The organism is Rhizobiaceae bacterium, assembly GCA_023953845.1.
Lineage (GTDB): Bacteria > Pseudomonadota > Alphaproteobacteria > Rhizobiales > Rhizobiaceae > Arvimicrobium.
The window spans coordinates 82,158-106,971 of the sequence record JAMLJC010000002.1; the positions used below are offsets into that span (position 1 = coordinate 82,158).

Sequence of the window (24,814 nt, forward strand, 5' to 3'; positions counted from 1 at the left end):
GCCTACCTGGCTTGCCAGGCCTTGAAGCGCTCTTCCAGCGCTTCCTTGTTCTCGGTCCAGAAGTCGTTGTCATACGCAGCGGCATACTGGATGTGTTCCGGAGATGTCGGCAGGTTGGCCGCCCACTCGGCGGGTATCAGGGCGGCTGCTTCCTTGCGGCCGGTGCCGTAGGCGTAGAGCTTCGAGAAACCAGCCTGATTCTCGGGGATCGAGAACCACTTCAGCAATTCGAGCGCTTCCTTCTCGTGCGGCGCGCCCTTGACCACCGCCCAATAGTCGGTGCCGTAGAAGAAACCTGCCTCCCAGACGATAGCGTAGGGCTTCTTCTCGTTCACGACTTCGTTGGTGATGCGGGCGTTAAACTGATCGCTCATCACCACCTCGCCGCTGTCGAGGTTCTGAATGCCTTGCGTGGTCGTCGACCACCAGACGGCATGCGGCTTGATCTTGTCGAGCATGGCAAACGCCCTGTCGACGCCCTCCGGCGTGCTCAGCACCTTGTACATGTCCTCCCGCTTCACGCCGTCGGCCATCAGCGCATTCTCGAGCGTGAACTGCGCCTGCGCATAGACGCCGCGCTTGCCCGGGAATTTCTCCACGTCCCAGAAGTCGGCCCAGCTCTTCGGGCCGGCATCGCCTTTGAAAACATCGGTATTGTAGGTCAGGATCGTTGCCCAGGTGTCGGACGCGACGCCGCATTCATGCAGCGTGCCGGGCAGATAGTTGGCCGCATCACCGGTGATCTCCGGCGTCAGCGGCACGAACAGACCCTCGGCGCAGCCGATCTCCATCCCCGGCGCTTCCGTGGAAACGACATCGTAGGTGACGTTGCCGGCCTGCACCTGCGCGCGCACCTTGGCGACCTCGCCAGCCCATTCCTCCTGGATGATCGGTATGCCTGTCTGTTCGGTGTATTTATCCCAGACGCCGTCCTTGTAGGCCTTGTCCCAGGTCCCGCCCCAGCCGACGACCGTGATCGGGTCGGCGGCGGATACGGCAAGCGTCGATGCCGCGAGGCACAACGCAACGGCTGAAACGGTTCGCAGGTATGTCCTCATTTCAGTTTCCCCTTTGCTTGTGGTGTAGATTTGATCAAATTTGTTGCGCGAAACGGATTGATAAGCAATAGTTATTCGCGATAGGATGGAAAAAAGTCATCGGATTGCGGAGATTTGATCGAATGCTTCAGGGCAGTGCCGACGCGCGCCGGAACGTCAGCCTGGACTCCGTCCTGGCGGAGGCGCGGCAGCGATTCACGGACGCAAATCCAAAGAGCCTTGCGCGCCACAAGGAGGCATCCGCCTCGCTGCCCGGCGGCAACACGCGGGCCGTCCTCTGGTACCGGCCGTTCCCGGTTTCCTTCGTCTCGGGCGACGGCTGCCGGGTGACCGATCTCGACGGCCACACCTATGTCGACCTCGTCTCCGAATACAGCGCCGGCTTCTATGGCCATTCCGACAAGACGATCGCGGCGGCGCTGGTCGAGGTCATACAGGGCGGCATCATGCTCGGCGCGCCGAACCGCTACGAGGCGCGGCTTGCTGCGGCGGTGGTCGACCGCTTTCCAGCCATCGAGCGCGTGCGTTTCTGCAATTCCGGCACCGAGGCCAACATCATGGCGATCTCGGCAGCCCGGGCGATCACGGGACGCTCGAAGGTGCTGGCCTTCCGCGAGGGCTATCATGGCGGTGTGCTGACCTTCGCCCATGGCGGCTCGCCCCTCAACCTGCCGTTCCCGTTCGTCTTCGGCGACTACAACGATATCGACGGCACGACCGCGCTGATCCGCGAGCATGCCGGCGATATGGCCGCGGTCATCGTCGAGCCGATGATGGGCGGTGGCGGCTGTATTCCGGCAACCCGCGAATTCCTTCAGGCTCTGCGCGACGCGACGCGCGCCAACGGTGTCCTGCTGATCTTTGACGAGGTGATGACGTCGCGGCTCGATTATCATGGGCTGCACGGCGTACACGGCATCACCCCCGATCTCGTCACGCTCGGCAAGTATATAGGTGGCGGCGCCAGCTTTGGCGGCTTTGGCGGTCGCGCCGACCTGATCGACCGCTTCGATCCGGCGTCTCCCAAAGCCTTCTCGCATGGCGGCACCTTCAACAACAATATTCTCAGCATGGCGGCGGGCTTCACCGGCCTCACCAGAGTGCTGACGCAGGAGGTGAGCCGGGCTGTCAACCAGCGCGGAGACAGATTGCGTGAAGCCATGAATGCAGCGCTCGAAAAGCATGGCGTCGAAGGAATCGTGCTCGGCCGGGGCTCGTTGATGAACCTGCACTTCGTCAAGGGGCCGGTCGATACGCCGGCTCCGCTCGATGCCGCCGACCCCTCGCTGATCGCGCTCTGGCATGTCGAGATGCTGCTGCGCGGATATTACGTGACGCCGCGCGGCATGCTGGCGCTGTCGCTGCCCTTCGGCGACGCCGAGCTTGCCGGTTTCGTCGACGCCTTCGACGATTTCCTCTCCAGCAACCGGCAGGTGCTGCCGTCGCGGGCCGCCTGATGCTGGACCGCAGGGAAGGAACTGGCAGCGTCTTGCCGGAAACCGCGCATGTGCGCGTGCATGCCGGGCTGAAGGAAGCGCTGATGAACGGCGATTTTCTACCCGGCCAGCGTCTTGTCGTGCGGCAGATTGCGGAACAATTCCGCACCAGCGCCATGCCGGTGCGCGAGGCGTTCCGGCAACTGGTCAGCGACGAAGCGCTGTTCGACCATCCCAATCGTGGAGTCATCGTGCCGGAAGCGACGGTGGCGCGCATCTCCGACCTCGTGCGGGTACGCTGCAATGTCGAGGGCACGGCCGCCGAATGGGCGGCCACGACCATCTCCGAGGCGGAAATCGAAGAACTGGTGCGCTTGAACGAGCGGATGCATCGCTGCGTCAGGGGGGATGAGATGGCGGATTACCTGACGGTCAATCGCCACTTCCATTTCGCCGTTTATCGCGCCGCGCGCTCGCCGGTCCTGCAGCAGATCATCGAGAAGCTATGGCTGCGCGCCGGTCCGTTCCTGAACATCGTGCGCACCGACACGGCCTATGTGCTGGGGCTCGTCCACCATGACGAGATCATCGACGCGCTGCGCCGGGCGGACGGCCAGGCAGCGCGCCGTGCGCTGGTCGCCGACCTGACCGAGGCGGCCGACATCATCTTGCGTGCCGCTACGGCGCCGGTGGCGTTCCAGAGCCGATCGCGCACGGCAACGTCGAGGCGACGTTCTGCTACCTCCAGCAAGGCGCCGGCGAAGTGACCGCCGCCGCCTCGCCGAGCGCGACCCACGTCCATTTTCGTGGCGTGAGCAAGCGCTACGGCGAGACGGTGCTGGCGGTCCAGAATCTCGACCTCGAAATTCTCCGCGGCGAGTTCCTGACCCTGCTCGGGCCGTCCGGCTCGGGCAAGACGACGGCGCTGATGATGCTCGCCGGCTTCGAGGATCCGACCGCAGGCGAGATTCTGGTCGACGGCCGCCGCATCGACCGCGTACCGGCCAACCGCCGGGGCATCGGCATGGTCTTTCAGAACTATGCGCTGTTTCCGCACATGACGGTGGCCGAAAACCTCGCCTTTCCGCTGGAGGTGCGCAAGCTGGGCAAGGATGCGATCGTCCAGCGTGTCAAAAGCGTTCTCGACATGGTGCAATTGCCTGGCCTCGGCAACCGCCGCCCGGACAAGCTTTCCGGCGGCCAGCAGCAGCGCATCGCGGTGGCGCGGGCGCTGATCTTTCAGCCGAAGCTCGTTCTCATGGACGAGCCGCTTGGCGCGCTCGACAAGCAATTGCGCGAGCAGATGCAGTTCGAGATCAAGGACATCCATGCGCGCCTCGGCGTGACCTTCGTCTATGTGACGCACGACCAGACCGAGGCGCTGACCATGTCGGACCGCATCGCGGTCTTCAATGCGGGGCGCGTCCAGCAACTGTCCACGCCGAACGAGCTCTACGAGCGGCCGCAGACAAGTTTTGTCGCGAGCTTCATCGGCGAGAACAACAAGATGCCGGGGACGGTCGAGGCTGTCTCCGCGAATGGCGAGCTCTCGGTGTCGCTTTCAGGCGAAGGCGGTACACTGCGTGCCGTCTCGCCCGGGCGCATCCTGTCAGCGGGCGCGCCAGTCATGCTCTCGGTTCGCCCGGAACGCGTCGCGCTGGTCTTTGATGCCGCCGCAATGTCGAACGAACTGTCGGCGACGATCGTCCAGTCCGTCTACGTCGGCGACCACATCCGCGTCGTGGCCCGCACCGCAGGCAATTTCCAGTTCGTGGTCAAGCTCGCCAACACGCCGTCGCTGCCGGAATTGTCGCCGGGCTCGACGATCCGCCTGGGCTGGCGCAGCGAGGATTGCCTCGCGCTCGATCCATAACCCGCAAAAGACCGAAGGACCCCGGGGGAAACCATGCAGCCGTCGTCGAAAGTCATCATCACCTGTGCCGTCACCGGGTCCGTTCACACGCCGACGATGAGCCCCTATCTGCCCATCACCCCGTCCGAGATCGTCGATGCCGCGGTGGGGGCTGCGGAAGCCGGCGCGTCGGTGATCCACCTGCATGCGCGCAATCCCGAGACCGGGAAGCCGTCTCCCGATGCAAAGCTGTTCATGGATTTCCTGCCGCGCATCAAGCAGCAGACCAACGCGGTCATGAATATCTCCACCGGCGGCGGCCTTGGCATGAGCCTGGAGCATCGGCTGGAAGCCGCGCATGCCGCCAAGCCGGAACTTTGCTCGCTCAACATGGGCTCGATGAATTTTGCGCTTCACCATGTCGTGCCGAAATTCCCGGACTGGAAATACGATTGGGAGAAGGACTATCTCGAGGCCACCAAGAGAGGTATCGTCTCGAATACCTTCGAACAGATCGAGCGTATCATCGTCGAAGTCGGACAGGCCTACGGCACCAAGTTCGAATTCGAATGCTACGATGTCAGCCATCTCTATACGCTGGCGCATTTCCTCGACCGCAAGCTTTTGACGCCGCCGCTCTTCGTGCAGACGATCTTCGGGCTGCTGGGCGGCATCGGGCCCGATCCGGAGGACATGCTGCATATGCGTCGGACCGCCGACCGACTGTTCGGCAAAGACTATCTGTGGTCTATCCTCGCGGCCGGCAAACATCAGATGAGTCTGTGCACCATGGGTGCTATCATGGGCGGCAATGTTCGCGTCGGTCTGGAAGACAGCCTCTATGTCGGCAAGGGCGAACTGGCGAAAAGCAACGCGGAGCAGGTTGCGAAGATCAAGCGCATCCTCGGCGAACTGTCGCTCGACGTGGCGACGCCGGCGGAAGCACGCGAACTGCTGAAGCTGAAGGGTGGAGACGAGGTCGGATTTTGAACGAACGCGGCATCGTCACCTACGCCGGCGTCATTCACCCCTGGATGTGCGATGCGATGGGGCATCTGAATGTCCGACACTACGTGGCGATGTTCGACGACGCCAGCTTCCAGCTTCTCGGTCGCATCGCCGGCCAGGGGGATGCTGACAACGGGCTCGGATGGGCCGATGTGCGCATGGAGATTGAGTACAAGCATGAGACCTCCGCCGGCACTTTGATCACGGTCTACAGCCATGTCGAAAAGGTTGGCGTGTCGTCACTTACGTATCTGCACGAGATGTACGGCACGCTCGACGGCGTTCTCCACGCGCAGATGCGCACGGTTACGGTGCGGTTCGACTTGCGGCAGCGCAGCAAGATCGAACTCGATCCGGCAATCAAACGGAGGGCGATTGATCTTCTGGCAGACGGGCACAAGTGATCGTCACTGGCGTAACGTCTCTCGTGACAACCCGCGCAGCGCCTGATCACGGGACATTCGTCACAGGCCCTGCGCCCAGCGCATTCCGGCATACGGCTTGGCGTCGTGGACTTCCGCCACGGCAACCGGTATCCTGTCTGTTCGCCTGGAGAGGCACCATGGAGCGCCGTCTCGCAGCCATTCTTTTCGCCGACGTGGTCGGTTACAGCCGGCTCATGGAGGCAAGCGAAGCCGCGACGCTGGCGGCAATAAGAACACGCCACAAGGAAATCGTGGTCCCAGTGGTCGCCGGCCACAAGGGGCGGATTGTCAAGCTGATGGGCGATGGGATGCTGCTGGAGTTTCCCAGCTCCGTCAGCGCGGTTGAGTGCGCCATTGAACTACAGGTCGCGATGGCCAAGGCGAACAAAGGAGTGGCGCCCGATCGGCAGGTGCTCTACCGCATGGGCATAAACATGGGTGACGTCATCGTCCAGGACGATGATCTTTATGGCGACGGCGTCAACATCGCCGCGCGTCTGGAAAACCAGGCCGACCCCGGCGGCATTGTGATCTCCGATACGGTGTACGGGCAGGTCCGCAGCAGGGACGAGTTCCGTTTCAGCGACCTGGGGGAGCGTACGTTGAAGAACATCGCCCGGCCGCTGCGAGTCTACAGCGTATCGGGGGCGCGGTCGGCAGGTGCGACGGACGACGCTACGGCCATTTCGAAGCCCGGCATTCCGATTGTCGTGCTGCCATTTGCCAATGTCAGCGGAGATCCGGAGCAGGAATATTTCAGCGACGGCATAACCGATGACATCATCACAGACCTGTCGAAGATATCGGCCCTCAACGTGCTCTCGCGCAGCACCGCCTTCACCTTCAAGGGCGGCGCGATCAACATCAACCGGATCGCGAAGGACCTCAAGGTCTCCTATGTCGTCGAAGGCACCGTGCGCAAATCCGGCGGCCGCGTGCGCATCGGCGCGCAGCTTATCGACGCGGTGCGCGACACCCATATCTGGGCGGAACGTTACGATCGCGAATTCAGCGACGTGTTCGCGCTCCAGGACGAGTTGTCCCGTGCGATCGTGTCAGCGCTGAAGGTCCGCCTTCTGCCGCAGGAGCGGCAGGCGATCGAGACACGTTCGACTTATGACAGCGAGGCGTATCGGCTCTATCTGATGGGCCGTCAGTATTTCGAACTGCGCGGCGCGCGGAATTATGAGATCGCATTGCGGTTCTGCCGCCGGGCGCTTCAGGCCGATCCCGACTATGCCCGCGCCTGGGCGCTGTCGGCGCTCTGCCTGTCCTATCTGAGCTTCAGCGGACAGACCTCGGATTCCGGCTTCGAAGCGGCGCGAAAGGCGTTGACCCTCGATCCGACGCTTGCCGAGGCGCATTCCGCCATGGGGCGCATTCTCGCCGAGCAGGGGCGGTTCGAGGAGGCGCTCGTCGCGCACCGGGAATCGCTGCGCCTCGACGCCAATTCCTTCGATGTGCACCAGAACCTCGGAACGACCTGCATCGAGTTCGGATTGCTCGATGAGACGATCTGGCATCTCGACCTGGCGTCGCGGTTGTCGGAGACGGACTACACCGCACTCAATCTGATGGCGCTGGCGCTGCGTTCGGCCGGCAGGCATGAAGAGTTCGTCACTACGACCTATCGCGCGCTCGAGCGTATAGAGAAATCCGTGCTGAAACATCCAGACAATACGAACTCACTGGCGCATGGGGCGCTTGCACTCGCGCGTGTCGGCGAAAAGGAACGCGCCAGCGAATGGATCGACCGGGCGATGATCATCGAGTCGAACGACACCACAGATCAATATAATATGGCCTGCGCATTGGCGCAGATCGGCGACTTCGACGCTGCAATGGATCTGCTCGAAGCATGTGTCCCGAAAATGCCAGCGGAGTTCGTGCTTTGGTTACCCAAGGATTTCGATCTCGCGCCGATCCGCGATCATCCCCGCTATGCGCAGCTTGTTTCAGATTGCGAGGCGCGATTGGTCCACTGCTCAATGGAATCGGATCCCCAGCGAACGAAGACGCGTTCGCGGGCAGCGGTCGACCCGATCGGCATCGACAGCGTGAAGGTGGAGCGTGCCGGATAATTGGCTCGTATGGACAGAGATAGTCCTCAACCAAAGTCACGTACGATCGGACTCTCCATCGCGTTTCGGAAGTCGACGAAGAAGCCGGTTTCCTCCAGCGTGAAGGCCGCTGCTGACGAGGTCGATCCGGTTTCAAGCGCATGCTTCACGCGGGCCAGCAATTCCACGCCGTCCAGCATCTTTTGGTTTACCCGGTTTCGCAAGATCCGCTCGCGGCTTTCGGCGCTGACGGCACCAGCCGAACGGGCATTGTAGGCATCGATGACGCGGCCCAGATCGCGGCGCGCGTAGAACGTCGCGGCAGCGATGCCGGCGATCCGGGTAGCGGTTTCGTCGCTGATCAGCGAGCATGCGACCGCGTTGGCCAGCGTATAGCGGATGTTCACCAGCGCTTCCGACAGATGGGGGAAATCCAGTTCGGCGGGGCCGTGTTCGATAGCAACCTCGTCATCACGCGTCAGCCGCCCTGTGGCGAAGTCACGGAAGATCGCGCCGATGCCGATCATGCCGAATGAGTGCAACTCGGCGGCGCGCAGCGCGCCCATGCTTGCCGCGCCGTATACCGCGCAGCCGCGCGTCATCGCCCACAATATTTCCTTGTGCAGGACCGAGGGCACGGTCTTGAAGCAACCGTCGACCAGACCGATCAGCCGCGTGCCTGCCAAAGCGGCGCGGTAGATATCGCCGCGCCGGGCCGGCGGACGCCAGTCGAACGCCTCATCACGCGGTATCGATCGCAATGTCGGACCGGCAAAGATCACTGGTTTCATCGCCATGCTCCGGCGGATTGCGCCCGCTTGCCTGGACTGTAGTGGCGAGCGTACGGGAAGGTCTCGAGGCCGGGCACGACGACCCTTGCGAAGGCCAGTTGTGGAGAACGGCTTTTCAGATCCACAGCGATTGCTTGAGCAAAGCCCGCCGCCGTCAGCCGGTCGAGCAGCCAGACGAGCATCTCCGCCGAAGACCTGCCGGCGCACGCGACTTCGACAAGTGGGACCTCGCTCGAGCCGAACGGCAATGGCGCGGTCGAGCAGTAATGGCGCGGGCGTAGATCGTCGCGAGCGCCCGAAATCAGCAGAGCACGGGTCTGTATCGCCTCAAAAAGCGCGCCTTTCAACGCGATGGCGGGAATTGGATGGCAACCTGCGCCATCCGTCGCGATGGCTATGTTCAGGGGACCGTTTCCGCGCTCGACCAGCCGACAATAGAAGCAGGGAACCCCAATCTCCGTCGTGATGTCCCACGTGATGACGTCTACGCCGAAACTGAGGCAGTTGCTGCGAAAGATCAGCGCGTCCGCATCGTCTACGGTGCTCCAGTCGATTCGCGCAAAGCGATCCTTTTGCGACGCATGGAACACCGCGACCGCATCGCCCTCGATGACCTCGCACAATCCATGCAGCACCGCTTCGGTCATGTCGGCGCCGCCGCCGAGGCCATTGCTGGATATGACATAGCCGTCATTGCTCCGCTCCGTTTCGACGCGAAAATCAGTGTGAACGAGGCCAAAGGGCACGGCAGCCAGCGATCCGGAGATCAGTTCGCAGCCAACCGTCATCGCAAGCGAAGGCCAGGGCCTGGTCGGTCGCCGGGCATCGGCGGCACGCGGCAATGCAGACAGATCCGGCACGATGCAGCCGCCGGGAAGATCGGAGAAAGGCACCCGATCGGAGAATATCTCGGCATGGAAAATCTCCAGGCCCTCCATCAATCCGGAGACCCGAGCTTCAGCCAGAGTTGCACCCTTACCGGATGCGATGCTGAGGGCGCGCGAGTTTGGGCGGATGACCGAGACCACGTTGAGCCCGATTTCGTCCAGCCCGCTGATGTCGGCCACCCGCGTGATGCCCGCCTGCCGCTCCAATGCGCGGCATGCCGCCAGCGTATCGTCGAGGGACGCAGCGGCCGATGCTCGTCGTGACGTAAAGACCGACGCGGCACTATCTCGGACGATCATCGCCGAAGCCGCCGCAATCACCAACCCGTCAGTTGCGGCCCATAATGACCATGCCGCCGCCGATCTCGACCGGCTCATAGATGGACGCCGCCTTGTCCCCGCCAAAACGCAGTTGGACCGCTCCGGCCACGTTAATGACGTTACTCCGGACGGCGTTCAGCGCCTTGCTGATTTCCTGATCGACGAGGGCCCATCTTCGGTCATCGAGGTTACGGTCAAACCCCACCAGCGCAATTCCCGGAATTGCATAAAGCCGCTTGTCCCCCTTGCCGCCGGCGGCGATCGGCGTCATCTCGACCTGGACGAACAGCGCGCCGTTCAGAATCCACTTCTCATCGTCGGTGAGCTCTTCGCCAAAGAAGTAGTTGCGCAGCGCCGCGCGAAACCGCAACAAATCGTTATCAGAAGACGCGATCGCGTTGAGCTTGGCATTTGCCAGCGCGTCGGGTTCCACGGCGACGGGTTGGTAGTCCCGAACAAAATCGCTGAAAGCCTTGCAATCCTCCTGGAGGACGCCCCCGCTCACATTAGGTGCCTCGCCCGCTTTAAGTTTCTCCCTGGCCTTATCGCTGTTTTGGAAGAAGAACGTCATGTCCTTCAGAGAAGTTGGTTTGTTCTGGGTGATCCATCTCTGGTATCGAACGTAAAAGTCTTCGTTTCCTTCCTCTATCCAAACGCTGGCCTGTGGGTCAGCCGTATATATTGCGCAGAAATTGGGATCACCAGCAGACATGCTAACCCTCCCTCGGAAACAATACTTGACTGTACTATTATCTTTTCCGTTCGAATTTGAATTGAATGCGCTTAACTGGTAATTGTAACTGGTTTTTTCGGAGTTGGAAAGGCTGTGCCGTTACCGGGGAGCAGGTCAGTCTGAAATTCGGAGGCGGGCATGGATATCGCCCGCCACTTTATCGCGGAGACACTGTGATGCCAGTCGCGCTCGTCAGTCGACTGATCATTACAATCGATCCTTCATATGAATTCATCGCCGCGTTTTGCAGGGACCGCGAACGATCGGCCTCCCGGCTTCCTTTACGTCGGGCAGCGCAACAATGTTTGCGATCTCGCGCCAGTGCATCCGGCGGGTCTATAGCGGGCTAGGCCCTCTCCGACGACCTATTCAGGTCGGATGTTCTGGTTGATCCTGAAGAGATTGGCAGGGTCGAACTTGCGCTTCAGCTCAACAAGGCGCGGATAGTTGTTGCCATAGGTGGCGCGCAGCCGCGCATCGCCTTCATCATCCATCATGAAGTTCGGGTAACCGCGCTGAGGAACGTCTCGATGGAGGTGGCCCAACACGACGTCGTGGCCCTGCTCGGCTCCAACGGCGCGGGAAAGTCGACGCTCCTGTCCGCTATAATGGGCGTTATGGAGGGTATCGTCGAAGGCTCTATCCTACTCGACGGCGTCGACATCACATCGCAGCCGAGCGAAAGGATCGTCGGCCTCGGCCTGGCGCTCGTTCCGGAAGGTCGCGATCTCTTCGGCGATCTCACTGTCGAGGAAAACTTGTCGATTGGTGCCTATCTCCGGCGAGACAAGGCGGCCATCGCGGCAGATCTCGAGGACGTTTTCGCGCTGTTTCCGCGGCTGATGGAGCGGCGCAAGCAGGTGTCAGCGACGCTGTCGGGTGGAGAGCAGCAGATGGTGGCGATCGGCCGGGCGCTGATGTCACGGCCCCGGATTCTGCTGCTCGACGAGCCGTGCCTCGGCTTGGCGCCGATCTTCGTGATCGAAATCATGCGCTACATCAAGCGCATCAACGAGAAGGGCACGACGATCTTACTGATCGAGCAGAACGTTCGTCAGGCCCTGTCCGTCGTATCCAGAGCATATGTCCTGGAGAAAGGGACGATACGCATATCCGGAACTGCCGAAGAACTCAGGAGTCATGGGGACGTATCTTCTGCATATCTGGGATCGTAGCTTTATTATTGGAGGAGAAGACGTGAGAAACAAGATATTATTATCTGCACTAGCGTTGTTTTGCACCAGTGCGCTCGCCGTGCAAACGCATGCCGAGGACGGTGTCACCGACACCGAGGTCACCATCGGCTCGTATCTGCCGCTACAAAGCCCGCTCGCGGCCGCGGCAACCCAGTATCGGGACGGGCTCAAGGCCTATTTCGACTGGGTAAACGACAATGGCGGCGTCAACGGCCGCAAGATCAACTGGATCGTCGAGAACGATTCCTACAATCCGCAGCAATCGGTCGCGGTCGTCAAGAAGCTGGTTGACCGGGACGGCGTATTGGCAATCGTGGGAACCTTGGGAACCAGCAACAACCTCGCCACGCTCGCCTTCCTCAGGCAGCGCGGCGTGCCCCTCATCGGACCAATGGGAAGTGGGCCGGAACTTGGTTCTCCGACCGACGAAGTCGTGTTTCCAATCGCCCCGTTGGGCACCCTGCACGGAACGTCGCTCACAGAGTTCGCGGATAAGGACTTGAAGGCCAAGACGATAGCCATCTTCTATCAGGATGATCAGCTCGGCGAGGAAATCTCGAAGGGTGTGGAAGACTACGTGGCCAAGAGTGACATTAAGATCGTGGCGCGTGCTGCTTATCTGCCCTCCGACGTGGACGTCAGCGTCCAAGCTCTGACCCTGAAAGAAGCCAATCCGGACGCGGTGATCCTGGCATCCATTCCAAAGCACGGCGCGCTGTTCATGGTCGAGGCGGCGAAGCTGGGCTGGAAGCCGCATTTCCTATCGACCGAGGTGATGGCCGACAAGGTTGTGAAGGATCTGGCCGGCGCCGCCGTGGATGGCCTCTACGTGAACCTTTACGCCGCGCTCGAGATGATGGAGAGCAAGGAGGTTGCCGAGGCCACCAAGATGATAGAGAAGTACACACCCGAGACTCCGCCCGGATATTGGTCTTTCGTCGGCATGTCGGGTGCCAAAATCTTCGTGGAGGGCCTCAAGAAGGCCGGAGCCGATCTCACTCGCAAGAGTCTTGCTGACACACTGAACTCTATGGGCAAGGTCGAGACAGGGCTCATTCCGCCCGTCACCTACCAAGCCGGCCAGCGGTTCGGACCAACCACGGTCGGTTATGCTCAATGGCGCAACGGCCAGGTGGAGATCGTCCGTCCCTGGTAGACGCAATGAGCCGGCCCGGAAGAACCTCGTCTCTGGGCCGGTCTTCGGTTTACCTTCCGGCAGCCACGACTGCAGACGGGAATCGCGATGAGAACTCTCGAAATCGGCAAGTTCACGGTCGACAGCATCGTTGAGCTCGAACGCGTGCCGCGGGCGCCGGAGTGGCTGTTCCCGAACGTCACGCGTGAGATGGTGGAGCAACACAAGAAGAAGCTCGGCGCAAACTTCGTCAACCAGAGAACGAACGAGCTCTACTTGTGCTTCCAGAGCTTCCTAATACGGGCGCACGGAAAGAACATTCTGGTCGATTCTTGCAACGGCAACCACAAGTCGAGGAAAACTATCCCATTTCTCGATCAACTCGACAGCCTTGCCTATCTCAGCAATCTGGCCAGGCTGGGCTTAAAGCCGGACGACATCGATCTAGTGTGTTGCACGCACCTACACACGGACCACGTTGGCTGGAACACCCGGCTGGACAATGGGCGCTGGGTTCCGACCTTTCCCAATGCCAAATATCTGATGTCGGCCAGGGAGTTCGATTATTTCAAGCGCCAGAATGCCGAGGATCCGGAGAAGCCGGCGAATCACGGGGCCTTCAATGACAGCGTGCTGCCCGTTCACGACGCCGGGCTAGCGCAACTGGTGGAACTTGCAGAAGACAAGAGCGTGCTACTGGACGAGGGCATCGAGCTCCAAGCAGCGCACGGACACTCCGTCGGCCACATGGCCATGAGGCTCGCATCGCAGGGCGCGTCAGCAATCTTGTGCGGCGACGCCATTCATAGTCCCATCCAGTTCCTGGAACCACAGCTTTACAACATGGCCGATCTGTTCCCCGAGCAGGCGCGACAGACGCGCCACCGCATCCTGTCGGATTGCGCGGCCAATGGTTCCTTCCTGCTTCCGGCCCATTTCCCTTCGCCTACCGCAGCGTTGATCGAGGCATGTGACAATGGCTTCGCCTGCCGGTTCGTGGGAGAATAGCTTTGGTCCCTGAACGCCTCTGCCGTCGAAGCTAAGACACGTCCAAGCCGCCGATGGCGGATGCTTGAGCAACTCAGCGGCTCAAGACTAGCGGCGCCAGATGTCCCGGTCACGCTCGAAATTGAGTTTCGCCTCGTGGGCCGAAACGACCTTATCGACGATCGTCATCAGCAACTCGCGCTCGCGGGCCGTTAGCGGCCCGAGAAGCTTCGTACGCGCCTCCTCGACGAAGGGGCGTGCCGCTTCCAGCAATCGGTCTCCCGCCTCGCTCAAGGCCACGTTTCGTGTGCGTCTGTCGTGCTCGCCGATGGTGCGCACGATGAGCTTCTTGGCCTCGAGACGCTCAACGATGTCTCGTACCGTAGAGGTGTCGAGAACGGAGATTTTCGCGATGGAGATCTGATCAATACCTCCTTTTGCCTTAACGACATTCAGTATCGTGTATTGCAGAGGGGTAAGCTCAAACTCCTTGAGGCTTCTGATATAGAGCGCCATGGCAACCTGCTGCAGGCGGCGTATCATGAATCCAGGGTTCTTCTCATAAGCAAGATCAAGATTCATGGGTTTCGTTGCAGTTCCCGTTTATGAAACTAAGATCGTGAGTATGCCCGACCAGCGTAGGCTTATAAAGGGAGGCCGCAACGAATTCCTGCCTGATTGTCGTTTGCAGTCCGGGGGGACTCGCACGCAGATGCTACGCCCTTTTTGATAATAGCCACCCCGCGCGAGAGCGAGGCTGCTCATGTCCTGTCTGGCAGGTATGCTGGCCACCCCACCCCTCCCGACTTTATCGTCGGGGCGGTGTACGCGCGCGACCGCCTGATACTCGCGATCTTAGCCTGATCGCGCAATCGGTTGACGTTTGCCGGATTAACGCGTGGTAATCTCCGGACTGGAGAGGGGCTCGTCTTTGCAAATCCGGCTTGGCCAGAAGTACAGCATCTCACCCATAGCTGGACGTGCGCCTGCCACAGTCCGCAAACGCAGCAGTTGCTGAAGCATATCGACAGAGGCCTGTCGCGCCGTTCGGTTCTGAAAGGGATCGCGGCGAGCCTTGCCGCCCCGACTCTCGGCATTGCCGGTCCGGCCTTTGCGCAAAGCCCTCTAAAGCCGATCCTGCTCACGAACGTGCGTATCTTCGACGGAACAGGCAGCGAGCTTGTCGAAGACCAGGACGTGCTGGTCGAGGGCAACATGATCAAGGCGCTGATCGCTGGCGCCGAGACGGTCGCCGATGCGGATGTGATCGACTGCGGTGGACGGACACTGATGCCCGGCATGATCGACGCGCACTGGCATTCGATCCTTGCCGGCATCTCCCAAGGTGGCGGCGATGACCGCCGACATATACCCTATGTCCATCTTGGTCGCCGCCCAGGAAGCCGAGCGCACCGTGCTTCGCGGCTTTACGATGGTTCGCGACGTCGGCGGTCCGGCTATTCGCCCTGAAGCGCGCCATCGACGAGGGGCGCATCGCGGGGCCGCGCATCTATCCATCTGGCGCCATGATCTCGCAAACTTCCGGACATGGTGACTTCCGCATGCGGATGGAAGTGCCGCGGACCCTGCAAAGCGATCTCAGCGTGGCGGAGCAGGCGGGTGCCTATGCGGACATGCTGGTGGTCGACGGCAATCCGTTTGAGGACATTTCGCTGATCGTAGATCCCGACCGGACCATGAAGATCATCATGAAGGATGGGCGCATTCACAAGAACACGCGTGCAGCTTGAAGGAGAAATCCTTCAACAGAGATGCTGCCGTCGCAGTTCTGTCCCTTTGTGGCGCACAGGCCGCCTATGCCGCCGACGCCACCCTTGATCTGCCGGAAGAGCCTGCCCGGGAGTCATGGGGCGCCCGGACTGGGCATTGCAGATCACGCCCTATATGTGGGCGGCCGGCCTCGAAGGCAGTATTTCGCCGTTCCGGCACGGGCCGACAATCGGCGTCGAGAAGTCCTTTTCCAATGTCATGGAAGATCTCAACTTCGGCGGCTTCGTGAACATATGGGGACGCTACGACCGCTTCGTCTTCTCCGGCGATGTGATGTATGTCGATACCACCGGCGGTCATGGCACCGGTCCGCTACCGGCGACGCAGATTCCGGGACTTGGCATGATACCGCCTGGAGCCAACGTCAATGCGGAAGTCGATACGAAACAGTTCACGGCAACATTACAGGGCGGCTACCGCGTCATTGATACGCCACACGTCACTCTGACGCCCTGGCGGGTGCGCGTTTCTGGTATATCTCGAACGATGTGACGGTCACCGCAAGTCACCCCGCTATCGGGACCCTGTCGGCCAGCCATGGCGAGAGCTTCGGTTGGGTGGACCCGGTGATCGGTTTACGCGCATTCCTTCCCCTGACGGAAAAGCTGTCTTTTCAGGCCCAGGCGGACATCGGCGGCTTCGGCGCGGGCTCCGATTTCGCATGGTCGGCACTGGCGACCGTCAACTACGTCTTCACCAACCGTCTTTCCGCCTCGGCCGGCTATAAGGTGCTTGACGTCGACTATAATCACGGCGGTCATGTCTTCGACGCGCGCCTGAGCGGTCCTGTGCTGGGCTTGACCTATCGTTTCTGACCGACAGAAACGATGCTGCGAGAGCATCATCTCTGTCGGCGTGCAAACCTTCTGATGTGTATATTCCGGCAGGAGCTGCCGGAATGCTCTCCTTCAGGTCCGCTTGAAGGCGCCGTTCTCCCAGCCTTCGAACTTGCCGGTGAAGAAATCCACCTTACCGAAGCCGAGCAGGTTCAGGACCGTATAGCTGTGCGAGAGCTGCAGTCCGCCGCGGGTGAAGAGCACGACGCGCTTGTCGGGCGTGACGCCGGCGTCCGCATAAAGCTTCTTCAGCTCTTCGGCCGGCAGCAGCACGCGGTCCTTGTCCAGCGTCTTGTCCCAATAGACGTTGACCGATCCGGGGATATGGCCGGCCTGGTAGTCCGATGGCGAGCGGACGTCGACGACGATGACGCCCGGATCGGCCGCAAGCGCCTTCACGTCAGCCTCGCTGAGGAATTCCGGCGCGTTGTCCGATTGCTTGCCCGTGCCTTCGAACGTGTAGTTGGCGAGCGAGACCTGCTGGCCGGAGCGCGGGTCACGGCTCCATTCGTCCCAGCTCGCATCGTAAAGCACCACGTTCCTGTAGCCGAGGTTTTTCAGCGCGAGGTAGTTGTTTGCCGCCGCGACGCCGCTGCCGCAATAGGAGACAACCTCGCGGTCCGGCTCGACGCCCTTCGATTGCAGCAGCGCGGTCAACACCGGCTCGGACTGCAGCGTCGCATCCTTGTTGAGCAGGCTCGCGGCCGGCAGGGCCTGCGCACCGGGGATATGGCCATCGGCATAGGCCTCCTCGTTGCGCCCGTCGATGATGACGGCATCCGACGCGCCGACCTTGCCGGCGACATAGGCCTTGTCGACGCGGATGTCGTTCTTCTGGTCGAGCTTGAAGTCGCTTGCGGCGACCGTCACGGCATCCGTCGACAGATCCTTCTTCCAGGCCGCCACGCCGCCGTCGAGCACATGCGTCCTGGCGCCAAGGCCGGCATATTCGAAGGCGACATAGGCGCGGCCGGGCAGGGCGGTCGTGTCGTAGATGAGGATCGTATCGCCGTATTTCAGGCCGGCGGAGCGGATCTCCTTCTCGAAGGTTTCGTCGCTGGCGAATTCGTTGCGGATGCCGTCCGCCTCGGACACGTTGAGACGCTGCCAGGGCAGGTTCACGGCGCCGGGAATGTGGCCCTTGGCGTAGGCGGCTTCGGAGCGGACGTCGACGACTTTGGCGCCGCCGGCGATGAGTTCTTCCGCCTGCGGCGCGGAGACGATTATCGGCAGCGCCGTTTCCGCCTGCGCGATCGCCGCGGTCATGAGAAACGCGGTGGAAGGTATGACTGCTGACGAAGCGGCGAAGAAGACGCCGGCGAGAAGCTGGGAGCGGAAATCCGAGATATGCATGGCATGGCCCCTGAATTGATGACCACGCAATAGTCTACAAAGTCGGTAGACAATGAAGTTCGCGTTTTGCGTATTCGACGCGGAAAGCGGAACGGTTTACTGCGCGGGCGGCGGCTCCCAGCCGGTCAGGGCGGGTTCCCAGCCGGGGAACCAGATCAGCAGCTGGATCTGGATGAGACGATCCCAGCCGAGCAGGATGGCCACGCCGGTCAGCACGATCAGGGCGCCAAGCACACGCTGGATGCGGGTGGAGTTCGCCTGGAACCATGACAGCCGGGTGACCAGCCTGCGGCCGCCGAGAATGATCGCCGCCATAGGCAGCGCGGTTCCAAGCGAGAATGCGAGCGTGACCAGCACCGCGCCGGCGTCTACCTGCTGGTTCAGCGCCAGCGTGATGACGGAGGCCATGATCGGACCCACGCAGGGGCTCCAGGCGAAGCCGAGCCCGGTGCCCACGGCAAGTCCGCCGCCGAACCCGTTGGCCTGCCTCCGGCCGGCCGGCATGCGGCTGATCAGCCCGCTCGCCCAGCGCTCGAAGGCCTCATGCAGGAGTGGCACGGCGAGCACGAGGCCCAGCACGATGAGGATGATCGCGGCGAGCAGCCGGTTGAGGTCGGGCGACAGTCCGAGCGAGCGGACCAGGAAGCTGAGCGTCAGCGTCGCCAGCGTGAAGCTGCCGACGAAGCCGACGACCACGCCGACCGGCCGCGCCTTGCCCTCCTGCGCGGCGGTCGCGAGGATCACCGGCAGGAGCGGCAGCACGCAGGGCGAAAGCACGGTGATGACGCCCGCCAGAAAGGCGAAGCCGGCGGTGATAAGCATCGTTGCGGGAGATCAGGAGGAGGAGTTCTTGTTCAGGCCGTCGACGCCGCCGCTGTTCCACGACTTCACCGCCCCGCCTTTCTCGTCCAGCAGCACGAACGTGTCCTGATAGGTCACGCCGAACTTGCCCTTCAGCGCCGTTTCCTTGTCGTAGTCCGCGATGACAAGGGTGATGTCCGGGTTCACGTCGGCCCAGCGCGCATTGAGTTCAGTGACGGTGGCGCGGCAGTTCGGGCACCAGCTGGCGAAGAAAAACACCACCGTCTTGCCTTTCGCGGCGAGTTCGTTGAGCTGGTCCTCGCTCTCGAAATTGGTGACGACCGCCTTCCTGGCCTCGGCCGCAGGCGCAGCCTGCGTGACGGTCTCGCCGGTTGTCTGGGCATGCAGCGGCACAGACGAAGCAATGGCAAGAGCGAGCAGGCGGGCGATGTTTCCGGCAAACGAACGAAAGGTCATGATATGTCCTTGCCGCATGGATCGCGACGCTGGTGCTGAAAATACGCTGGCCCGCCAACAGCCAGAAGGAATACAGTTCTATGAAATGGCAGTTTGTCGGATATATTTTCCGATATCCCTGCCTTTTGCGTACATTCCGGCACTCGGCTTCCGCGGGGGTTGAGCCTAAATGAGGCATCGGATTTTCAAGGGAAAGGCAATCATGAAATCCCTGCTCATCAGCGCCTTCGTAGGTCTCCTCGTCGCCTTCACCGGCGTCGCGCAGGCCGAGCGCCTTACGGACCAGCCGCTGGTCGACACGCAGTGGCTGAAAGACCATCTCGGCAACGAAAGCCTCGTGATCCTCGACATCCGCGACAAGGTCAAGGATCAGGACCCGTATGCCGAAGGGCATGTGCCCGGCGCGATCAGCGCCCGCTATTCCGATTCCGGCTGGCGCGCCCCGGTGAACGGCATCCCCGGCATGCTGCCGCCGAAGGAAGATATCGAGAAGCTCATCCAGAGCCTCGGCGTCAACAAGGACAGCCATGTGGTGGTCATCCCGGCCGGAACCAACGCCTCGGAATTCGGCGGCGCCACCCGCGTCTACTGGACCTTCAAGGTGCTCGGCTTCGACAATGTCTCGATCCTCGACGGCGGTTATGCCGCGTGGGACAAGGCGGGCGGCGAGCTGACCAAGGAAGCCTCCGCGCCCAAGGGCGCAGGCGATTTTACGGCGAGTTTCCGCCCCGAGCTTCTGGCGGAGGTGAAGGAAGTGCAGGACGCCATCGCCAGCGATACGAACCTGATCGACGCCCGCTCGGTCGCGCAGTTCATCGGCAAGGAGAAGACCAACACCGTTCAGTCGCTCGGCACCGTGCCGACCTCGGTCAACGTCAACTTCGACAAGTTCTATCACAACGACAAGCCCGGCTTCGCCAGCAAGGACGAGGTCGCTGCGCTGACCAAGGCGGCCAGCGTGTCGGACGAAAAGGGCATCATCACCTTCTGCAACACCGGGCATCTCGCTTCGATCGCATGGTTCGGCCTGTCCGAAGTAGAGGGCCTGAAGAACGTGCGCCTCTATGACGGCTCGATGGCGGAATGGACCGCCGATCCGTCGCGCGAGGTCGTGGCGAACTGACCGATCCTCATGCATAAAGCGGCTCGATCTCGCACCGGGCCGCATTCATTTTGGAGACGGTCATGGCTGATATTACCGCGACTCAACTTTCTCCCTCGACTGCCTTTCGCATCGATCGCGGCCCGGTCACGACCGTGCTCTTCGCCCTTCTGGTTGGCACGATCGCCATCGGCACGCTTGTCGACCTGCGCCAGGCCGCGCTTTTCCTGATCGGCAGCCTTCTCGGCATCGCGCTCTATCACGGCTCGTTCGGTTTCACTGGCGGCTGGCGCCGCTTCGTTGTGGAGCGCCGTGGCCGCGCCATCCGCGCACAGATGCTGATGATCGCGGTCGCCGCGCTTGCCTTCATCCCGTTGCTTGCGGGGGGAGAAGCGTTCGGCCGTCCGCTCGTCGGCGCTGTCGCGCCGGTCGGCGTCTCCGTCCTCGTTGGCGCGGCGATGTTCGGCCTCGGCATGCAGCTCGGCGGCGGATGCGGTTCCGGCACGCTCTTCACTGTCGGCGGCGGTTCCTCGCGCATGCTGGTGACGCTGCTGTTCTTCATCGTCGGCGCGGTCATCGGCACGGCGCATCTGCCTTGGTGGCTGGCGCGGCCGTCTTTGCCGCCGATCAGCCTCGGCACCGAACTCGGCGTGCCTCTGGCGCTGGCCGTGACGCTCGCCGGGCTTGGCGCCGTCGCGGTGTTGAGCGCCTTGTTCGAGCGCCGTACTCACGGTTCGCTGGAGGTGGCGAAGGCTCCTTCCATAGGGGGCTGGCAGCGTCTGCTTTACGGCCCGTGGCCGCTGGTCGGCGCGGGCCTCGCGCTCGCCGGGCTCAACATCGCCACGCTGCTGACCGCCGGCCATCCGTGGTCTGTCACCTACGGCTTCGGCCTGTGGGGCGCCAAGGCCGCGCAGGCGGTGGGCGTTCCGGTCGCGACGTGGGAGTTCTGGACTTGGCCGGCGCAGGCCAAGGCCTTGCAGGCGAGCGTGCTGGAAGACATCACCTCCGTCATGGATTTCGGCATCATCCTGGGCGCGGCGCTCGCTGCCGGCCTCGCGGGCAAGTTCGCGCCGAAGGCAGCGCTGCCTTTCGCCTCGCTCCTCGCAGCCGCGATCGGCGGCATATTGATGGGCTATGGCGCGCGGCTCTCCTTCGGCTGCAACATCGGCGCCCTGTTCAGCGGCATTGCGTCCGGCAGCGTGCATGGGTGGCTCTGGCTTGCCTGCGCCTTTGCCGGCAGCCTCGCGGGTGTCTGGCTGCGTCCGCTCTTCGGTCTGGACGGGTTCAGGAAGTCATGAGTTCACGCAATACGTTCCTGTTCGGCACGGTCCTGCTGGCCGCCACCGCTGCCGTCGCGGCAGACCATATCGCATCGGCGGGCCGTGCCGCGCCGCCTGCGCAGGCCGCCGCGCCTGCGCCGACGGCGTCTCCCGCAGAGGAGGCAAATCCCTGCGCAGCGGGCAACCCCTGCGCGGCTTCCAACCCCTGTGCCGCAGGGAATCCGTGTGCGGCCTCGAACCCTTGCGCCGCCTCGAACCCTTGTGCGGCGGCGCCGGCCGACGCCAATCCCTGCGCAGCTTCCAACCCTTGTGCTGCGGCGAACCCTTGCGCGGCGGGCGCGCAATGACGACGCCGGAGGATCGCGACCGGGCTGAACAGGAGGCGCGCTACTGCGAGAATATCCTCGCCAAGGGCGGGCTCAACGTTTTGCTCGAAACGCTGGCGGAAGCGAAATCCGTCGAGGCGTGGTCGCACTATCCGAAGGGAGACGTGTTCGACCCGGAGACCGGCGCGCAATGGTACTATCACGCGCATGTCCCGGCCTTCGACGGGGTCGAGCATGGCCACTTCCACTGCTTCGTCCGGTCCGACGAGAAGCAGGGGCCGGTGCATCATCTGATCGCCATTGGCGTCGATGCGCATGGGCGCCTGCACCGGCTCTTCACCGTGAACCAATGGGTCGTTGGCGATACCTGGCTCGATGCCGAAGCCACCATCGCGCTCCTGCCACGCTTCGACGTGCAGATGCCGAAGCCCTCCTATCTGGTCAATCGCTGGCTGTCGGCGATGCTCCGCCGTTACGAGCCCGAGATCGCCGACCTCATCCGCGAGCGTGACAGGGTCCTCGCCTCGCACGTCCCGGCAAATGGTATCACGACGCGCGAGGACAGGTCACTGGAGGTGACCTCGGTCCTGATGATTTGACGAAAACTGAAGTTGCGAAGCGCAAGTCGCTGACCGGCGCGGAACGTGCGCACCCGAGCGCTCACCTAGATGAGCCATGACGCTTGCGCCGGAATTGGCGTGAAGTCTCGCAACTTTCTGCGGGCATCTGAAGGCAGGGAATTCACGTTTTGGTCGAACGCCGGGCAAGGCCACCGCAGCTTTCGCGCACGATCAGCCGGGGTGCGAGAAGCTTCATGCCGAACGTCTTTTCAAGTCTGTTCTCTATCAGACCGACCAGATGCTCCGCGGCGAGCCGGCCAAGTTCGCTGGTCGGCTGGGCGATGGTGCTCAGGCGCGGAATGGTAAACTGCGATTCCTGCACGTCGTCATATCCGATAACGGCCATATCCTTCGGAATAGCGATGCCGCAGTCGGCAGCCGCGCGCAGGATACTGATGCCGGCGAGATCGAACGTGGCGAAGATCGCGCTTGGTCTGTCGGGAGCTTCGACGATTTCGCGCGCCAGTTCGTAGGTCGACTGCCGATCGAAGTCGGCGCTGTGATGCAGGACCGGCTGCAATCCGGCGCTTTCCATCGCCTGAATATATCCCTTGGCCCGTTCGCTCGGCATTTTCGACGGTCCACACAAGGCGGCGATCGAGCGATGGCCGAGCGCGATCAGGTGGTTGGTCGCCATGGCCGCGCCCGCGACGCCGTCGGTCGCCAGAAGATAGGCGTTCGGAGCGTAGTTGATGCGCCGGTCGAGCAGGATGAAGGGAACGGGAATCTCGGAGAAAAGCGCGGTGAGCTGTTCGGAGCTCGAGCCGCTGATCAGGATGAGGCCGTCTACCTGCCTGTCGAGAAAGGTGCGCACATATCTGAGCTCGCGCTGCGCGTCCTGTTCGCTGTTGCCGAGCACCAGCGTGTAACCGAAGAGATCGGCATGGTTTTCAACGGTGCGCGCGAGCTCCGCATAGAACGGGTTCGATATGTCGGGCACGATCAGCCCGATCACGCGGGAACGCTGGCCTCGTAGTGCTTGCGCAACGCGGTTCGGCCGATAGCCCAACTCGGCTATCGCCTTCAGGACTCGCTCCCTCGTATCCGTGGCGACGGGCCGGGGACCGTCATTGATGACGTAGCTCACCACCGCGGTGGATGTGCCCGCGCGCCTGGCGACGTCGGCTCTGGTAACCATGCCTTGCCCTACCGCCTCTCCGGAAAGCTGATGATCGTGACCATCCTGCCGCCTTCTATGCCCAAGTGGATTGCATGTGTTCCAGAACCTTGTCGAGGAGGGCGCTGTCCGGATCGGCGAACCCGTCGATGGCCGTGAAATGATTGCCGCCCTGCTGCGGATGTAACTCCATACGGTTGCCCTTCGCCGCCCAGGCCGCTCCGAATTCCTCCGATTGCCGCCAGAATTCGGCGCTTTCCCCGGTTCCCCAGCTGACGAGCAGCGGGATCGCGTTTTCGGGCACATGCAGGATCGGACTGTTGCGGCGTATCTGCTGACCATTGAACTGGATCTTCGGTTGCAGCCAGGTGTACTGGAACGGCTCCAGGTCGTAGAGGCCGCTGATGGGGCAGGCGCCCTTGATGACGTCGGCCGGCAGCATGTAATCCCCGACCCAGTCCGTGATCGCCATCATCGCCGTGAGATGACCGCCGGCGGAATTGCCTGTCACGTAGAGCCGATCGCGATCGCCGCCGAACGTTTCCGCGTTCCTGTAGACCCACGCCACCGCAGCGCGGCACTGGCGCACGATCTCGTCGACGGTGACTTTTGGACAGACGTCATAGTCGACGACGATGGCGGTCACGCCGCGCGCCACAAATCCGCGCGCCACCCAAATGTAGTTTTCCTTCTTCAAACGGCCGTCGAACCAGTAGCCGCCATGGATGAAGACGACCACCGGCGCGTTCGGCGCCGCTGCCGGATAGATGTCGAGCTTTTCCATGCGCGTCGGGCCGTAATAGACGTCAGCCATCCGCTTCAATGTGGCACGCGCCTCTTCGGCCCTGGCGATGCGCTGTGCGATGATCTTCTCGAATGCTTCGGGGTCATCGATGCGGATCTCGGGCTTGTACTCCCAGTCGAGTTCCTCCTGAGTATTGAACTGGCGATAGAGCGGCATCGGTCGAATCCTTGAGCGTTCCGCGAAGGGCGCAGGTGATCGGTAGAGCGGAACTCCATCGTCCTGCAAGCCTTCGTCGGCGCGCACGGCCAATGGAGAAATTCATATTAATCCGACTTGCAACACCAAGTCTACGCGTGTAGATAAGTATTAATACGGCTTATCCCGATGCCATCGGGGAGTCCAGACCGTTACGGAAATTCAGGAATGTGCAACGCCGGTCGGAGTGGGCAGCGATGTCCGCTGGCGTTGGCTATGGGG

26 protein-coding genes and 1 pseudogene are annotated in these 24,814 nt (G+C 62.1%); 16 read left to right on the forward strand and 11 right to left on the reverse strand.

Annotated features, from left to right (window positions below; genetic code table 11):
- Window positions 1-2: 2 nt before the first annotated feature.
- A complete protein-coding gene (locus M9955_22565) occupies window positions 3-1,058 on the reverse strand; it encodes an ABC transporter substrate-binding protein (protein ID MCO5084425.1) in 1,056 nt (351 codons plus the stop codon).
- Between the two features lie 122 nt (window positions 1,059-1,180).
- Between M9955_22565 and M9955_22570 the strand changes: the two genes are divergently transcribed.
- From M9955_22570 to M9955_22595, 6 genes are all read left to right on the forward strand, one after another.
- Window positions 1,181-2,515, forward strand: a complete 1,335-nt coding sequence (locus tag M9955_22570; protein MCO5084426.1) for an aminotransferase class III-fold pyridoxal phosphate-dependent enzyme — start codon at window positions 1,181-1,183, stop codon at window positions 2,513-2,515.
- A 32-nt stretch (window positions 2,516-2,547) separates the two neighbouring features.
- Window positions 2,548-3,261 (forward strand): GntR family transcriptional regulator, encoded by a 714-nt coding sequence (locus M9955_22575; protein MCO5084427.1) that lies wholly within the window; start codon window positions 2,548-2,550, stop codon window positions 3,259-3,261.
- Window positions 3,258-4,367, forward strand: a complete 1,110-nt coding sequence (locus M9955_22580; GenBank protein MCO5084428.1) for an ABC transporter ATP-binding protein — start codon at window positions 3,258-3,260, stop codon at window positions 4,365-4,367. Before M9955_22575 ends, M9955_22580 begins: the two co-directional genes overlap by 4 nt.
- 33 nt (window positions 4,368-4,400) lie before the next feature.
- Window positions 4,401-5,336, forward strand: a complete 936-nt coding sequence (locus tag M9955_22585) for a 3-keto-5-aminohexanoate cleavage protein (GenBank protein MCO5084429.1) — start codon at window positions 4,401-4,403, stop codon at window positions 5,334-5,336.
- A complete protein-coding gene (locus tag M9955_22590; protein MCO5084430.1) occupies window positions 5,333-5,758 on the forward strand; it encodes an acyl-CoA thioesterase in 426 nt (141 codons plus the stop codon). The genes M9955_22585 and M9955_22590 overlap by 4 nt, the downstream gene beginning before the upstream one ends.
- 158 nt (window positions 5,759-5,916) lie before the next feature.
- Entirely contained in the window at window positions 5,917-7,860 is a 1,944-nt protein-coding gene (locus M9955_22595; GenBank protein MCO5084431.1) for an adenylate/guanylate cyclase domain-containing protein, read from the forward strand.
- Window positions 7,861-7,886: 26 nt separating this feature from the next.
- On the opposite strand, the gene M9955_22600 is transcribed toward M9955_22595, so the two are convergent.
- From M9955_22600 to M9955_22615, 4 genes and pseudogenes are all read right to left on the reverse strand, one after another.
- Window positions 7,887-8,621: a TfuA-like protein gene (locus M9955_22600; protein MCO5084432.1), complete on the reverse strand. Its 735-nt coding sequence runs from the start codon at window positions 8,619-8,621 to the stop codon at window positions 7,887-7,889.
- 5 nt (window positions 8,622-8,626) lie between these two features.
- Window positions 8,627-9,838 (reverse strand): YcaO-like family protein, encoded by a 1,212-nt coding sequence (locus M9955_22605; protein ID MCO5084433.1) that lies wholly within the window; start codon window positions 9,836-9,838, stop codon window positions 8,627-8,629.
- Between the two features lie 7 nt (window positions 9,839-9,845).
- Window positions 9,846-10,550, reverse strand: coding sequence for a hypothetical protein (locus tag M9955_22610; protein ID MCO5084434.1), 705 nt, complete (start codon window positions 10,548-10,550; stop codon window positions 9,846-9,848).
- A 386-nt stretch (window positions 10,551-10,936) separates the two neighbouring features.
- Window positions 10,937-11,080, reverse strand: a pseudogene (locus M9955_22615) (BBE domain-containing protein).
- 21 nt (window positions 11,081-11,101) lie between these two features.
- Between M9955_22615 and M9955_22620 the strand changes: the two are divergent.
- The 3 genes from M9955_22620 to M9955_22630 all read left to right on the forward strand — a co-directional run bounded on the left by M9955_22620 (window position 11,102) and on the right by M9955_22630 (window position 13,910).
- Window positions 11,102-11,746, forward strand: coding sequence for an ABC transporter ATP-binding protein (locus tag M9955_22620; protein ID MCO5084435.1), 645 nt, complete (start codon window positions 11,102-11,104; stop codon window positions 11,744-11,746).
- 22 nt (window positions 11,747-11,768) lie between these two features.
- The gene (locus M9955_22625) at window positions 11,769-12,923 is read left to right on the forward strand and encodes an ABC transporter substrate-binding protein (GenBank protein MCO5084436.1); all 1,155 of its coding nucleotides are present in this window, start codon (window positions 11,769-11,771) and stop codon (window positions 12,921-12,923) included.
- 87 nt (window positions 12,924-13,010) lie between these two features.
- The gene (locus M9955_22630; GenBank protein MCO5084437.1) at window positions 13,011-13,910 is read left to right on the forward strand and encodes an MBL fold metallo-hydrolase; all 900 of its coding nucleotides are present in this window, start codon (window positions 13,011-13,013) and stop codon (window positions 13,908-13,910) included.
- 87 nt (window positions 13,911-13,997) lie between these two features.
- On the opposite strand, the gene M9955_22635 is transcribed toward M9955_22630, so the two are convergent.
- Window positions 13,998-14,471, reverse strand: coding sequence for a MarR family transcriptional regulator (locus M9955_22635; GenBank protein ID MCO5084438.1), 474 nt, complete (start codon window positions 14,469-14,471; stop codon window positions 13,998-14,000).
- A 294-nt stretch (window positions 14,472-14,765) separates the two neighbouring features.
- On the opposite strand from M9955_22635, the gene M9955_22640 reads away from it, so the two are divergent.
- From M9955_22640 to M9955_22655, 4 genes are all read left to right on the forward strand, one after another.
- Window positions 14,766-15,359 carry a hypothetical protein gene (locus M9955_22640; GenBank protein ID MCO5084439.1) on the forward strand — a complete coding sequence of 198 codons (594 nt, stop codon included), beginning with the start codon at window positions 14,766-14,768 and terminating at the stop codon, window positions 15,357-15,359.
- 92 nt (window positions 15,360-15,451) lie between these two features.
- Window positions 15,452-15,640: a hypothetical protein gene (locus M9955_22645; GenBank protein ID MCO5084440.1), complete on the forward strand. Its 189-nt coding sequence runs from the start codon at window positions 15,452-15,454 to the stop codon at window positions 15,638-15,640.
- A gap of 115 nt (window positions 15,641-15,755) precedes the next feature.
- Window positions 15,756-16,172, forward strand: coding sequence for a hypothetical protein (locus M9955_22650; GenBank protein ID MCO5084441.1), 417 nt, complete (start codon window positions 15,756-15,758; stop codon window positions 16,170-16,172).
- The gene (locus M9955_22655) at window positions 16,169-16,495 is read left to right on the forward strand and encodes a hypothetical protein (protein MCO5084442.1); all 327 of its coding nucleotides are present in this window, start codon (window positions 16,169-16,171) and stop codon (window positions 16,493-16,495) included. Before M9955_22650 ends, M9955_22655 begins: the two co-directional genes overlap by 4 nt.
- A 93-nt stretch (window positions 16,496-16,588) precedes the next feature.
- Here M9955_22655 and M9955_22660 read toward each other — a convergent pair whose 3' ends face one another.
- From M9955_22660 to M9955_22670, 3 genes are all read right to left on the reverse strand, one after another.
- Complete coding sequence (locus M9955_22660; protein ID MCO5084443.1) at window positions 16,589-17,869, reverse strand: rhodanese-like domain-containing protein; 1,281 nt, start codon at window positions 17,867-17,869, stop codon at window positions 16,589-16,591.
- A gap of 96 nt (window positions 17,870-17,965) precedes the next feature.
- A complete protein-coding gene (locus tag M9955_22665; GenBank protein ID MCO5084444.1) occupies window positions 17,966-18,691 on the reverse strand; it encodes a cytochrome c biogenesis CcdA family protein in 726 nt (241 codons plus the stop codon).
- A gap of 12 nt (window positions 18,692-18,703) precedes the next feature.
- The gene (locus M9955_22670; GenBank protein MCO5084445.1) at window positions 18,704-19,147 is read right to left on the reverse strand and encodes a thioredoxin domain-containing protein; all 444 of its coding nucleotides are present in this window, start codon (window positions 19,145-19,147) and stop codon (window positions 18,704-18,706) included.
- A gap of 202 nt (window positions 19,148-19,349) precedes the next feature.
- Between M9955_22670 and M9955_22675 the strand changes: the two genes are divergently transcribed.
- The 3 genes from M9955_22675 to M9955_22685 all read left to right on the forward strand — a co-directional run bounded on the left by M9955_22675 (window position 19,350) and on the right by M9955_22685 (window position 22,454).
- On the forward strand, window positions 19,350-20,270 hold the full coding sequence (locus M9955_22675) for a sulfurtransferase (GenBank protein ID MCO5084446.1): 921 nt from the start codon (window positions 19,350-19,352) through the stop codon (window positions 20,268-20,270).
- Window positions 20,271-20,332: 62 nt separating this feature from the next.
- Complete coding sequence (locus tag M9955_22680; protein MCO5084447.1) at window positions 20,333-21,547, forward strand: YeeE/YedE family protein; 1,215 nt, start codon at window positions 20,333-20,335, stop codon at window positions 21,545-21,547.
- Window positions 21,548-21,872: 325 nt separating this feature from the next.
- Entirely contained in the window at window positions 21,873-22,454 is a 582-nt protein-coding gene (locus M9955_22685) for a hypothetical protein (protein ID MCO5084448.1), read from the forward strand.
- A 142-nt stretch (window positions 22,455-22,596) separates the two neighbouring features.
- On the opposite strand, the gene M9955_22690 is transcribed toward M9955_22685, so the two are convergent.
- Both M9955_22690 and M9955_22695 read right to left on the reverse strand, forming a co-directional pair.
- Window positions 22,597-23,613 (reverse strand): LacI family transcriptional regulator, encoded by a 1,017-nt coding sequence (locus M9955_22690; protein ID MCO5084449.1) that lies wholly within the window; start codon window positions 23,611-23,613, stop codon window positions 22,597-22,599.
- A 55-nt stretch (window positions 23,614-23,668) separates the two neighbouring features.
- Window positions 23,669-24,553 carry an alpha/beta hydrolase gene (locus tag M9955_22695; GenBank protein ID MCO5084450.1) on the reverse strand — a complete coding sequence of 295 codons (885 nt, stop codon included), beginning with the start codon at window positions 24,551-24,553 and terminating at the stop codon, window positions 23,669-23,671.
- Between the last annotated feature and the right edge of the window lie 261 nt (window positions 24,554-24,814).